This window comes from Actinoplanes sp. NPDC051405, from assembly GCF_055586185.1.
This window is the reverse complement of the sequence record NZ_JBVJIR010000013.1, coordinates 84,197-97,470: the sequence shown is the minus strand read 5'-3', so window position 1 is coordinate 97,470 and position 13,274 is coordinate 84,197. Positions and strand designations below refer to the sequence as shown.

Sequence of the window (13,274 nt, the reverse complement as noted above, 5' to 3'; positions counted from 1 at the left end):
CGTGCAGCTCGGCGACGTGATCGGCCAGTGCCTCCGGTCGGTAGCGGGCGCTGCGGTCCCGGTAGGCCTCCAGCTGTGCGACAAGATCGTCGACGGCGAGGAGCGGCCATCGCATTCGGGCGGCTTCCAGGGCGCGGCGGACAGCGGTTACGTCCGCCGCGATTCCGGCGCCGACGTGGACGGCGCCTTCGCGCAGGACCACGCTTGTGAGGGCTACGGCTGCGTCCAGGGCCGGGCTGTCCGTCGCGGCTGCGGTGCCGCCTACCTGCACCTGCACGTCGGCTTCGGTTTTGGAGGACGCGTCCGCTTCGCGGAAAGCCCAGACGGCCAGGGCCAGGACGTCATCGCGCGCTCCGGCGACCGCGTCGGTCCGGGCGAAACCCAGATCGCCGGGTACGAGGAAGCGCACGGTTGCGGTGGGCAGTTCCACGCTGGGTACCGGATCGCCGGGTCGCGCCCGGTGCACCCGGGCGACGTATCCCGTGCGCAGGATTCGGCGGGCGGCGGCCATCATGCGTGCACCGATCCGGGAGATGAGTTGGTCGTCGGTGAAGTCGCCCGGTGACCATCCGGTTTGTGCGGTCGTGGTCGTCGCGGGGTCCTCGGATGGGGCGGGCAGTTCCGCTGTGTGGCCCGGATGTGGGCCGGCGGGTGGCCCGGCTGAGCGATCTTGATGCTCGTCGGTTGACGCGGCCGCGAGATCTGGGTATCCGGCAGTCGGCGCCGCTGTCGGATTCACCTCATCGATGGGTGGCACCGCAGAGACATCTGGTTGGCCGGCGCGCGGCATCGCCGGGACATCCCGTTGGCCGGCAGTCGGCATCGCTGCAGGCGCCACGTGACCAGGCGCCGGCTGCGTCGCGAGATCCCTATGGTCAATGGTCGGCTCAGCCTCGGTTTCCGGGTGAACGACGGCCGGAACCGCCGCAACATCCGGCTGCCCACCGGCCGGCGCGGTTGAGGCCTCCAGATGACCGGCGGCCAGGTGATCGGTTTCGTCGACGTGGCTCAAGTAGGCGAGGACCAGTCCGACGATGTGCCGGCACACGCCCGGGGCGCCGCAGCTGCATCGTCCCCTTTCGAGCCCGCCGGTCGGCAATGCGGTGGTCACGCCGTCGTCGTAAATGGCGTGGACTGTCGCTTCGCCGTCTTCGGTGATTGCCGGGGCTGAGCGCTCGACCTCACGCGCTGCCCGCTTCACCAGGCCTCGGTTTGTCAGCTCCGCCAGCGTCGCGGGTGTCAGCGCCCGCAGGTCCGCCCTCACGCCGCCCTCCGACAGCCGACGGCGCTTCCCGGAAGCGTGCGGGCGTTCATCGGCCCACCTGTTCGGCGACGAAGGCCGCCAGCTGGGCCGGAGTCATCGCGCCCACCGAGGCTCCCACGTCGGCCAGTTGCTGGGCTGTTTCCCGGTCGTAGCCGGGGTTCGCGTCCTGGTCCAGGGCGGCCAGGCCGAGGACCTTGGTGCCCTGCTCGACGAGTTCCCGGACCGTACGGATCAGCAGCGCCGGGGAACCGCCCTCGTAGAAGTCGGTGATCAGGACGACGATCGCCCGGCGGGGCTGGTCGATCAGGCCGGCGCCGTAGCGGACCGCGCGGCCGATGTCGGTGCCGCCGCCGAGCTGGACCTTCATCAGCAGCTCGACCGGGTCGTCGACGTCGCTGGTCAGGTCGACCACGTCGGTGTCGAACGCGACCAGGTGCGTCCGTACCCCCGGCAGGCCCCACAGGCAGGCCGCCGTCACCGCGGAGTGGATGACCGAGTCGACCATCGAGCCGGACTGGTCGACGAGCAGGATCACCTGCCACTGCTCGACATGTTTACGGGTACGGGAGAAGAAGTGCGGTGTCTCGATGTACAACCGGCGTTCGTCCGGGCGGTAGTGGCCGAGGTTGGCGCGGATGGTTCGTCTCATGTCGAAGTCGCGGGCCTGCTTCCACCGGCTCGGCCGCCGGGCCCGGGTGCCGGTGAACGCCGCCCTTACCTCGGTGGCCATCCTCGCCATCAGGTCGCGGACCACGGCTTCCACGATGCGGCGGGCCAGGCGCAGCACCTCCGGGTTCATCAGATGCTTGGTCTGCAGGACGGCTTTGAGCAGCGCCGGGTTCGGCTCGATCCGTTCCAGCACAGCCGGATCCGTGACGATGTCGGTGATCTCGTAGCGTTCGATGGCGTCGCGCTGCAGTCGTTCGACCGTCTCGCGGGGGAAGAGCCGGTTGATGTCGTTCAGCCAGTCCACGGTGGTCAGCGCGGACGGGCCGTCGCCGCCGGCCCGGCCCTGGCTGCGCCTGACGTCGCGTTTCTCGAGTTCGCCGTCGCGGCCGTAGAGCCAGTCCAAGGCCGCGTCGCAAGCGAGGCCGTCCGCTCCGAGCGGTCCCAGTTTCGCGGCCGGGGCGCCGAGGACCAGCCGCCAGCGTTCGAGATCCGGATCAGTCATGGTCTCCACCCGTCAGTCCCTCACGGCGCAGTACGGCGTCGACCCGGTCGTCCAGCACCATCCCGGCGGCAACGAGCTCGGGATCGGTGACGCCGCGCAACAGGCTGCGCCCGGTGCCGGCGAGACCACGGCGTTCCAGCAGCCGGCCGGCGATGATCTCCCGCTCGCGCGGCGGGAAGAACTCGAACGCTTGCCGCAGTCCCGGCACCGCGACGAGGAACTCGTCCGCCGCCATCGCGGACAGCAGCTCGTCGAGGAGCCCTATCACGGCCGGGGTGTGCAGCACCTCCTCCCGCGCGAGCGCGAACAGACCGGCCAGCCAGTCCCCCGCCGACTCGGGATGGAAAGCGCCGCGCACCGCACGCTCAGGATCAAGCCCCCCGACCAAGGGCTGAACACCCGCCGGCTCCCCGCTCGCAGCATCAGCCGGCGATGGTTGTAAGGCCCAGCGCAGACCGAAAGCAGCACCACGCAGATCAGGCGGCGCCTCGGCATCGGCCCCGACTCGCGCCGCCACCTCCAGCGCTGCTGTCAGATCGAGTTCCAGCTTCGGACGGGCGTATCGCAGGGCGTCACGACAAGCCGCCAGCGCTCCGATCCGCCCCAGGTCAGCGGCCGCGGACCGCCCGTGCACGCCCTCGGCCAGCCACAGGATGCGGCGCACCGACGAGACAATGACCACCGCGAGCGTCGAGCTGTGCGCCGTCCCCAGGATACGGTCGTGCCGCCACATCGTCAGGACCACCGCGAGCATCCGGCCGAGCGAGCCGAGGTCGGCCGCCCCCGCGACCGTGCTCTCGATGGCCGCCAGCGCCTGCTCGGACACGTCCGCCGTGCCGGACAGAGCCGCGTCGAACAGCACGGCCGCGAGCAGGTCCACGTCGCGGCCGGCCTGAGCGGCGCGTTCGGCCAGGACTGCCGCGCATGCGTCGGCGAGGGTGGCGCCGTACGCGCCGGCCTCGATGAATGCGGTGAGCCGTTCCGGGCCTGGCCGTAGCGTCCAGCGTTCCTGGAGGATCGGGTCGAGACCTGTCGACGGTCCGGAGTCGCGGCGGAATCCTGGTACGGCCAGGACGCGGACCCGGTGCAGGACCTGGCTGCGGGCCCGGTCCGCGGCGACGGTCAGGTCCAGGTCGAGGTCGTCACTTCCGTCCAGGCCGAGGCGTTCGAGCTCCGCGTTGACGTGGTGCACCAGGGGCGGCGCGGGCGTGGCGGGGTGCAGGCGGCCGACGCGGGTGCCGCTGAGTGCGGCGACCATCTCGACCACGACCGGGTGGCTGCCGGTTCGGAGGGTGCCCCGGGCCGCCCACGGCAGGGGTACGTCCAGCGCCTCGTTCACCAGTGCGGATGCCAGCCCGTCCAGCACATCCGTACGGGCCGGATGCCGATGCCCCCGTACGGTGGCCAGCCCCTCCGCGGTGACCCGGGCCGCGATGAGGTCCGCGGTGGACACCGGCTGCTTGCGTTCGCGCAGCCGTCCCGCCACCGACTCGGTGAGGTGTCGCGCCGCGGCCCGCGGCCCCGATTCCCACAGCTCCTGGTAGTAGCCGGGTGACGGCATCCCGCTCTGGTAGCCGTCGAAGGCGTCCAGCCGGCGGAACGAGTACGGCACCAGGAAACTCCCGCCGACCGCGTCCGATGGCAGCACCGGCACCTCGGGCCACCCCGCGGACGACGGATCACTGGCGAGCGCGGACACCAGCGCGGGGCGGTGAAATCCGCCGGTCACCACCACGACCGGCCGCTCCCCCGCTTCGGCAGCCGCGGCCCGTACCCACTGCGCCATGTACGCCTCGCGCGCGGTGTCCGACTCGCCGGCTGCCGACTCACCGCGTACGAGATCGAAGTAGACCGCGAGTCGCTCCGCCAGATCGTCGTCGGCGGCGATCTCGAAGAGGTGGTCCCACAGCACGTCCACGTTGTCGACGCCGAAGCTGCCGCACAGCCGCTGCATCACGTCGGCGTAGCGCAGCTCGGCGTCCGCATAGCGATTGCTGCGCCCGGCGAAGGCGGGATGCCAGGCCGGCAGGTCGATGAACCTCAGCTCGGCACCGACCGCCCGGCCGTGGGTGAGCGCCACCCATTCCGGCGAGTACGCGCAGAACGGCGCCCACGACCCGTGCCGCCGCTCGCCGTCGCGGTAGCTGCTGAACACGGCGACCGGCAGCTCATGGCCGAGCAGCAGCTCCCCGATCCGCTCGTTGAGATCCGCCGGCCCCTCGATCAGCACGTACGCGGGCCGCAGCGCGTCGATCGTGGCGGCGACCAGCCGGGCGCACGCCGGGCTGTGGTGGCGGACCCCGATGAACGTGACCGTCACAGCTCAGCCCGGCAGCAGGTGACGGGCGTTGTGCAGGGCCTGCCACTGCTCGCCGTTGCGCCAGGTGACCTGCTGGGCCAGGTAGCGCCGCAGCTTCGCCAGGTCCTCCGGGTTGTCCTTGGCCGCGGTGCCGGCGAGGCAGGACACGAGATCCTCGGCCGTGCCGGGCTCGCCGCGCAGGAACCAGCCCCGCAGACCGACCGCGTGGGCGACGGAGACCGCCTCGGCGGTGCTCATGACCGCCGACAGCCGGTCCATCGAGTCGCCGCGAGCGGTCTCCCCGGTGCGCAGCTCCCGGAAGGTGGTGACCAGCACCTCGAGGACGTCGCGGCGGGGCTCGGCGGTGACTCCGGAACGCCGCAACAGCGCGGACGCCTCGGCCTCGACCAGCGCCAGCTCGGTGCCGAAGTCGGCGATCGGGAAGACCGTCTCGAAATTGAAGCGCCGCTTCAGGGCGGAGCTCATGTCGTTGACGCCGCGGTCGCGGGTGTTCGCCGTGGCGATGATGCTGAAGCCGTCGCGGGCGAAAACCATCGACTCCGGGCCGGTCAGCTCCGGGATCGCCAGGACCCGGTCGGACAGCGGGGAGAGCAGGCAGTCCTGGACCTCCAGCGGGCAGCGGGTGATCTCCTCGAAGCGGACGGTGCGGCCCTCGGCCATGCCGCGCAGCAGGGGCGCGGGCACCAGCGAACGCGGCGAGGGCCCGTCGGCGACGAGCAGGGCGTAGTTCCACGAGTAGCGGATCTGGTCCTCGGTGGTGGCGGCGCCGCCCTGGATGGTGAGGGTGGAGTCGCCGCTGACCGCGGCGGCGAGCAGCTCGGACAGCAGGGACTTCGCCGTGCCGGGCTCGCCGACCAGCATCAGCCCGCGGCTGGTGGCCAGCGTGATCAGGGCGCGTTCGATCAGCGAGGGGTCGCCGACGAACTTGCGGCTGATGCCCAGCTTGCTGTCACCGACGACGAACCGGCGGGCGGCCTGCACGCTGAGCACCCACCCGGGCGGGCGCTCGGCGGTGTCGGCCGCCCGCAGCCGGGCCAGCTCGTCGGCGTAACGCACCTCGGCCGGCGGCCGCTGCACCTGAGCGGCGGACTCGGAAACCTCCACAACAGACTCCGGACCGAGCCCGGCCGCCGATCCAGAAAATCCCACGACCGAACCGGAACCCGCGGAGACCGGCGAGGCGGAGGAAGGACCGGCCGGGCCGGCCGGGCCGGCGGAAGGGCGAGCGGGAGTCATGCGGTCAGCTCCGTCAGGTCGCGGATGATCTCGGAGGCGATGACCGGGTCCAGCCGGCCGAGCGGGACATAGCCCTGCGTGGTGCTCCAGCGCCCGCCCGTGCCGTCCGATACGAAGATCATGTCCAGGGTCTGCTCCGGGAAGATGTCCATCGCGCCGATCGCGATGCCCGGCTCCAGGCTGATGACGACCTCCTGACCGGGGCCCACGGCCAGCTCGATGCGGCTCTGCACGCCCGCGTCCTGCGGGGTCTCGCGCCGCCAGCCCTTGCGTTCGAGGCCGATCACCCGTCCGGTCGGCACGGTGTGCCCCTCGAAGCGGGCCAGCCGGCCGCTCCCGGCCTCCTCGGCGGTCAGGCTGAACGTCTCCCGACTGAGCTGCGGGAACGGCTGCAGGATCTCGTAGTCGGCGAAGACCTCGACCCAGTCGGCCAGGGTGTCGCCGAGATGCAGCGGGTGGGCGACCCCGACCGACGCGTCATCGGCCAGCGGCGTCCCGTCGTCGTGCACGTCCGAGAAGCTGCGGTCCTCGGCGACCCGGATCGCCCCGGTCGGCTTGCCGCTCTCGTCGTAGACGGCCCAGACCAGGCGCCGGACGATGTGCCAGAGCAGCGGGTGGTCCACGAACAGCTGGCGGAACTCAGCACCGGTCCAGCGGCGGCCGGTGACCATCGCTCGTTCGAGGCGGCGGATCTGGTCGGTGGCGACCGTGCGGACGTCCTTCTTCAGGGCGGCGAATCGCTGGTAGGCCGCGGGTGCCAGGTCGGCGTCGTCGCGGGCGCCGGGCTTGGGCAGGGCCTTGAGGTGCTTGCCGGCGCTGTCCGCCACGTACGGGCGGAGCTGCTCGTCGAAGCCGACGGTGAACTGGCGGCTGCCGTAGTCGAGCACCATGCTGCCGGCGTCGTCGAGCCCGAACCGAGGCACCAGCCGGTCGGCGAGCTGGTCGGCGCTGAGCCCCAGCCCGGCGGCGACCTCCGCCATCTTCTCGCCCGCGGCCGCCTTGAGCCCCTTGAACTTCGCCCGTTGTGCGATGCCGTGCAGGTGCATGAGGGCGACGTCGGTGCCGATCCGGGCCAGCACCTGCACGCCGGTGACCGCCCGCGCGTGTCCGCCCTCGCCCGGCCAGGCCAGGATCACCGGGGTCAGCCGGCGGACGGTCTCGTCGTCGCCGACCACGCCCAGGGTGTCCAGGACCCAGCTCTCCTTGCTGTTGGCGCCGGAGGTCTGCCAGCGCTGAAAGAGCCCCCAGGCGAACTCGGCGAGGTCGGCCGGCTCGCACGCCTGCCGGACGACGTCGACCCCGGCGTACGGCGTGCCGGCCCGGCCCAGCGCCAGCACCATCACGAGATTGGTGACCGCCTCGGCGGGCAGGGCGCCGGCGCCGTCACGCAACCGCACCGGGGGCAGCAGTCCCGGGACGGCCCAGGCGGGCACGGCCGGGAGTTTGGCCGGCAGCACGGCCAGCGGATCGGTCGCCAGCAACGTCTGGATGGCCGCGGCCGCCGCCTCGCCGTAGCTGCGGGCGGCCGAGCGCACCACCTCGGTGTATCCGTTGGCGTGCAACGCGAGCAGCGCCTCCTCGGCCTGACGGCGTGGGACACCGGCCCTGTCGAGCGCCGCCGGCACCAGCGCCCGGGCGGCCGCCTCGGGGTGCCGTCGCAGCCAGGTGAGGGCGGTCTCGCGGACGCTCTTGAGCCGTGCGTACGCGTCGGCCATCAGGACCGCGATCTCCGGAGCGGCGAAGGGCAGCAGCAGACCGGCGGTCTCTGCGGGGCTGCGCCGCGCCAGGTCCAGGGCCGCCGGCAGGGCGTCGAGCTCGAACCGCTCGACGACGATCCGCATCCACAGAGCGGCCTGCCAGGTGTCCCCGACGCGCCACGTCGCCAGCAGCGGACGCGCGAGCTCCTCGGGCGCGGCGGCGAAGAACTCGGCCGGCTCCGACCAGCGGCTGGTGCCGGCCGCGATCCGCTCGGCCTTGCGCTGCCAGTCCTTGGTGCCGTCGGAATACATCTCGTAGCGGGTCTCCCGCCAGCTCTCCCGCTCGTCGTGGAGCCAGCTGATCGAGGGCGCGTCGGTGCAGGCCAGGCCCGTGATCACCACCGGCTTGGCGGCTCGTTGCGGCTGCCGCCACGGCGGGTCGAGCAGCAGCGGCGGCACGGCCGACAGTGGCGCCGGCACGACCGCCGCCGCCTGCTCGCGGATTGCCTCCACGCGTTGCCGGGCCGGGGCGCTGAGCAGCGGCAGCACCGGCTCGACGACGCCGGGGTGGGCGAGGACGTGGGCGCGCAGCAGCTCGGCCACGGCGGGCTTGGTGGCGCTCTCGGCGAGCATCCGCAGGGCCCGCGCGGGACTGCGGCCGGCCGCCTCGAGCAGGGCCGGCGGCACGTACTTGACATCGATCCGGTCGATCAGCCCGCGCATCACCTCGTCGCTGGGCAGCACGGCGAGCACGCTCAGCAGCCGCCGCTCGGCCTCGGCGAAGTCGATGGTGTCGAGCCAGTGGAACAGGGCCGGTCCCGCGGCGACGCCGACGCCGTCGACCAGGGTGGCCAGCATCGCCATCGACGACGGTACGGAATAGGGGCTGACGATCGCCGCGAGCGCGGTCACCTGCTTTTCCGAGCCGGCGGCGCTCAGCATTGCGGCCGCGCGGCAGCTGTCCGCGTCGGTGATCGCGGTGTCGACGTCCTCGGCGACCCACTCGTGCCGGGCCGGCACCAGCACCGATGTCGCCGTCCGCGCGTAGGCGCCGCCCGCCCGGTACGGCGTGATGGCCTCGATCACCTCGGCATACTCCTGCTCGGAGGCGGCCGCGAGGGCCGTGCGGACGCGCAGCGCGGTCATCAGCGCCGGATCGCTGTGCCAGCCGCGGCGTTCCTCGCCCGGACGGATGACCCGGATGCCGAAGTGCTGGTGGGCGCCGGCGCGGGGGCCGGGCGGAAGGCCGTCGTCGAGCTTGAGAGTCATCAGCTCGACCGCGGCCACGGCGGCGAAGGACAGCCCCCGCTCGGCGATCCAGAGGTCGGCGAAGGCGACGAACTTCTCGTTGACGTCCCAGTTGCCCAGGGTCGCGGCGGCGGCGACGGCGGCCGCTCCGAGCGGGGTGGCCTGCGGATCTCCCTCCAGCCAGTCCGCGCCGGCCCGGGCCACGGCCGGGTCGGTGACCGGTGCCCGGAAGGCCTTGAGGACTCCACCGGGGCGGCGGCTGATGAGCTCGTCGGTCACCGCGCGGGCCTTGGCGTCGGGCACGAACGCGGTCAGGCCGGTGCTGCCGCGGCGGGCGTAGCGGTGCCGGTGCCACGCAGCGGGGAAGACGAAGGTGTCCTCGTCAGCGGGTGCCTCGGTGGGAGCGGGCGGCGTCGGATCCGGTGTGCGGGAGGGGGACGCCGGTGCGGTTGTCGCGGCCGTCTCGCCGTACCCCTTCCGGGTCTTCTCCGCGATCAGCTTGCCCTCGTGGGCCGCGGCCGCGGCCGCCGTGGCGAAGGTCTTGACCTTGGTCTGACCGGCCGTGCCGACGCGCCCCCAGCGGACCGTCACCTCGGTGCCGGCCTGGTCGATCTCCCAGAACTTCGCCGACGTGCCGTCGGCGAACTCGAAACTGCGCATGTGCGAAACCCTCCATCGGCACCGGTGCGAGGCACGGTAGCGATCCGGTACGACAAAATCATCGGATGGGCAGACCGGTGGTGGGAGTTGGATTGATCTTGGTGGATCCGCGGGGGCGGGTGCTGCTCGGTAACCGCATCAAGGCCGGCGAGGAGCCGACCTGGTGCCTGCCCGGCGGTCACGTCGAGGGCGGCGAGACCATCGAGCAGGCGGCCGCCCGGGAGGCGGCCGAGGAGGCCGGCATCGGGGGTACGCACCCAGAGGTCATCGCCATCGGCGTGCAGACCACGGGCAGCGGGATGACCGCCACGGCCGTGGCACCGTGGCCCGGTACCCCGCCGCAGGCCCTCGAACCGGACGTCCTGACCGACTGGGGCTGGTACGCCCCGGACGAGCTGCCCGAGCCGCTCTACCCGCCGTCGGCCATGAGCCTCACCGTCTGGCGCGGCCTGCCCCCGCCCGACGGCTGGCGCGTCTATCCGGTGGGCTAGCCGCGTTCGACCGCGACCAGTTCCCGGGTGGCCGGGGCGACCTCTGCCGCGAAGCGCTCGATCGTGGCCGGGTCATCGGCGGCCAGGATGAACGCGCTGACGCCGTGTTCCAGGGTCAGCCCGGCCAGGTCCTCGGCCCACTGCTCGGCCGGGCCCTGCAGGAAGGCCCGTCCACTCGGGGCGAACTCGCCGCTGATGTTGAGCAGCCGCCGGACCGCCCGCGGATCGCGGCCGGCCGCCTGCGCGCCTTCGTCGATGTGCTGGTTGATCGCCGTCAGGTCGTCCGCGCCGTTCGGCAGGTAGCCCAGCGACGGCAGGGCGCCGTCCGCGGCCCGGCCGATCAGCCGCAGCATCCGCGGCTTGTACGCCCCGACCCAGATCTTGATGTCGTGCGCCGGCGCGGGCCCCCGCTTGGCCCCGCTGACCCGGTAGTAGTCACCTTCCACCTTGACCGGCCCGGCCTGGTCCGTAGCCCAGATCTGCCGGATGATCTCGATGCCCTCGGCCAGTGCGGCCACCGACTCACCCGGGCTCAGCCGGCGGCTGCCCATCGCCTCGATCGCGTCCCAGAAGCCGCCGGCGCCGATGCCGAGCTCGATCCGGCCGCCGCTGAGCAGGTCGAGGCTCGCCGCCGCCCGGGCCAGCACGGCCGGCGGGCGCAGCGGCAGGTTGAGCACGTTGCCGCTGAGGTGGATCCGCTCGGTACGGGCCGCCGCGTACGACAGCAGCGTCCAGGTGTCGTGGAAGCGCGGCAGGTACGGGTGGTCCTGGAAGGTGGCCAGGTCCAGCCCGGCCCGGTCCGAGACGACAGCCAGTTCCGCCGCCTGGTGCACGGGTTGCGCGGTGGGCGTGATGAACGTGCCGAAGAGCAGGTCGTGCCCGTAGTCGGTCATCGGGTCTCCTGGGTGGTCCGGATCGGGAAGTTGTCGCGGAACAGGTGCTGCGGGTCGTAGCGGCGCTTGAGCTCCCGCAACCGTTCCAGGGTGCGCGGCGGGAAGGCGTCGGCGAGGCGTTCCGGGCGCTGGTCGCTCTCGAAGCTGAGGTAAAGGCCGTCGAAGTGGGCGGCCAGGGCGTCCCAGAGCGGGTCGAGCCGGCGCCGGCTGGAACCCATCACCACCACGGAGAAGTTGGCCGAGCGGTAGCCGTACGCGGTGGCCTCGGCCGGGACGTCGGCCACGGCGCCGCCGACCGTGCGGATCTGGAACCAGTGGATCGCGCCGCTGGCGATCAGCGCGGCCGCGGCCGCCGCGAACTCCGGGGTGAGGTGCTCGATCAGCCCGGACCGCGAGACCGGCTCGCCCTCAGCCTGGTGGTAGCCGTCACCGGGCCGGGCCAGGACCGCCGCGTACGGCGCCAGCACCACGTTCTGCTGGTACAGCGGCCCGGCGCTCGCCACCGGAGTGAGCTGGTCGATGATCGTCTGCGGGTCGTCGTTGTCGACCATGGCCATCAGCTGCGCGACGCCAGGCTGCCCCGGGCGCGGCCGGCCCATGATCAGCTGCCCGCTGAGGTCGCGCGGCGCGGCCTCGATCGCCGCACCCCAGCGCACCAGCAGGTCCGCCGGATCGTCCGCGCCCACCACGAACTGCGCCCAGCCCACCTCGCCGACCTCGTCCACCTCGAAGTCGAAGGAGGTCACCACGCCGAAGTTGGCGCCGGCCCCGCGGACGGCCCAGAACAGCTCCGGATTCTCGTCCTCGGCGGCGCGGACCACCGAGCCGTCGGCCAGCACCAGCTCCACCGCGCGCAGGTGGTCGATGGTCAGCCCGTGCTTACGGGCCAGCCAGCCGACCCCACCCGCGGTGGCCAGGCCACCGACCCCCACCCCGCCGTAGTCGCCCGAGCTCAGCGCCCAGCCGTACGGCCGCAGCGCGTCGGCCACCTCCGACCAGCGGGCGCCCGGTCCGACCCGGATGAGCCGGCGCTGCTCGTCGAGCACCTCGATCGTGTTCATCGCGGCCACGCTCAGCACCAGGCCACCGTCGTTGGTGGACCGTCCGCTGATCCCGTGTCCGGCGCTGCGTACCGAGAAGGGCAGGCCGGGATGGGCCCGGGCGAAGGCCAGCGCGTCGACCACCTCGGCGGTACTGCGCGCCCGCAGGACGAGACCGGGAGACCCGCCGCGCATGTACGTCGAGCGGACCCGGGCGTAGTCCAGGTCGCCGGGCTCGACGGCCCGCTCGGCCAGGCTCGCGGGCACGTTGTCGTAGTCGATGCCGGGACGGCGCTTGGCGCGTACCGCCGCGGGCCGGAAGACGGCCGTGGGCGCGGCCGGCAGCTCGCGGGCCGCGGCCTCGCGCAGCGCCGGCATCACCTCGCGGGCGAAGCGGTCCAGCGTGGCGGTGTCGTCGGCCCGGACGATGAACGTGCTGACGCCGTCCTCCAGCACCAGCGCGAGCAGCTCCGGCACGGTGTGGTCGGCGGTGATGTGCAGCAGGCGGCGGATCTCGGCGGGCTCGCGCCCGGCTTCCAGGGCGGCCTCGTCGATGATCTTGTTGGCGGCGGCGTACTCCCCGGGCCGGAACGCGGTCAGGGTGGCCGCCCATCCGTCCGCCTTACGCCCCGCAAGCCGCAGCATTGCCGGCTGGTCGCCGTCGAGCCGGATCGGGATGCGGTGCGCGGGCAGCGGACCGCGTTGCGCCTGCGGGATCCGGTAGTGCGCGCCCAGGTGCCGCAGCGGGCGCGGCTCGCCCGCGTCCAGGACGCCGCGGACGACGTCGATCGCCTCGTCCAGCGCGCCAGCGGCCTGGCCGGCCTCGATCCGGCGGCCGCCCATCGCCTCGATCGCGTCCTGATCGGCGCCCCCGCCGAGCGCCAGCTCGAGCCGGCCGCCGGAGAGCAGGTCCAGGCTCGCCGCGGCGCGGCCCAGCACCGCGGGATCACGCAGCGGGACGGTGAGCGCCGCCGGCACCAGCCGCACCCGCCCGGTACGCCCGGCGACCCAGCCCAGCACGGTCCACGCGTCGAGCAGCCCCGGCTCGTCCGGGCGGTCCTCAACGGTGACCAGGTCGTAGCCGAGCTCCTCCGCGTGGCGGGCCAGGTCGACCGCCTCCACGGGTGTCCCGGACGGCGACGCGACGAGGGCGCCGAACGTCAGCGGATGTCCGTAGTTCATCGCGCACTTCCTCAGCATCCCGGTTGACACATCAACCCAGTTGATACATCAACCGGCGGCCTTCCGGCAAAT

8 protein-coding genes are annotated in these 13,274 nt (G+C 72.9%); 2 read left to right on the top strand and 6 right to left on the bottom strand.

The annotated features are described in order from the left end of the window. The first annotated feature begins 1 nt into the window (after position 1). Positions 2–565: a hypothetical protein gene (locus tag ACZ6S4_RS26565; RefSeq protein WP_465477512.1), complete on the top strand. Its 564-nt coding sequence runs from the start codon at positions 2–4 to the stop codon at positions 563–565. A gap of 745 nt (positions 566–1,310) precedes the next feature. On the opposite strand, the gene ACZ6S4_RS26560 is transcribed toward ACZ6S4_RS26565, so the two are convergent. From ACZ6S4_RS26560 to ACZ6S4_RS26545, 4 genes are all read right to left on the bottom strand, one after another. After that, on the bottom strand, positions 1,311–2,435 hold the full coding sequence (locus ACZ6S4_RS26560; RefSeq protein ID WP_465477511.1) for a VWA domain-containing protein: 1,125 nt from the start codon (positions 2,433–2,435) through the stop codon (positions 1,311–1,313). Continuing rightward, positions 2,428–4,755 carry a DUF5682 family protein gene (locus ACZ6S4_RS26555; protein WP_465477510.1) on the bottom strand — a complete coding sequence of 776 codons (2,328 nt, stop codon included), beginning with the start codon at positions 4,753–4,755 and terminating at the stop codon, positions 2,428–2,430. Before ACZ6S4_RS26555 ends, ACZ6S4_RS26560 begins: the two co-directional genes overlap by 8 nt. 3 nt (positions 4,756–4,758) lie before the next feature. Next, positions 4,759–5,859: an ATP-binding protein gene (locus tag ACZ6S4_RS26550; RefSeq protein ID WP_465477509.1), complete on the bottom strand. Its 1,101-nt coding sequence runs from the start codon at positions 5,857–5,859 to the stop codon at positions 4,759–4,761. Positions 5,860–5,987: 128 nt separating this feature from the next. Continuing rightward, the gene (locus ACZ6S4_RS26545; protein ID WP_465477508.1) at positions 5,988–9,596 is read right to left on the bottom strand and encodes a DUF4132 domain-containing protein; all 3,609 of its coding nucleotides are present in this window, start codon (positions 9,594–9,596) and stop codon (positions 5,988–5,990) included. Between the two features lie 65 nt (positions 9,597–9,661). Between ACZ6S4_RS26545 and ACZ6S4_RS26540 the strand changes: the two genes are divergently transcribed. Further along, positions 9,662–10,087 (top strand): NUDIX domain-containing protein, encoded by a 426-nt coding sequence (locus tag ACZ6S4_RS26540; RefSeq protein ID WP_465477507.1) that lies wholly within the window; start codon positions 9,662–9,664, stop codon positions 10,085–10,087. On the opposite strand, the gene ACZ6S4_RS26535 is transcribed toward ACZ6S4_RS26540, so the two are convergent. After that, positions 10,084–10,980: an LLM class flavin-dependent oxidoreductase gene (locus ACZ6S4_RS26535; RefSeq protein ID WP_465477506.1), complete on the bottom strand. Its 897-nt coding sequence runs from the start codon at positions 10,978–10,980 to the stop codon at positions 10,084–10,086. The two genes, ACZ6S4_RS26540 and ACZ6S4_RS26535, sit on opposite strands and share 4 nt — an antisense overlap. Continuing rightward, positions 10,977–13,202 (bottom strand): LLM class flavin-dependent oxidoreductase, encoded by a 2,226-nt coding sequence (locus tag ACZ6S4_RS26530; protein ID WP_465477505.1) that lies wholly within the window; start codon positions 13,200–13,202, stop codon positions 10,977–10,979. Before ACZ6S4_RS26530 ends, ACZ6S4_RS26535 begins: the two co-directional genes overlap by 4 nt. Between the last annotated feature and the right edge of the window lie 72 nt (positions 13,203–13,274).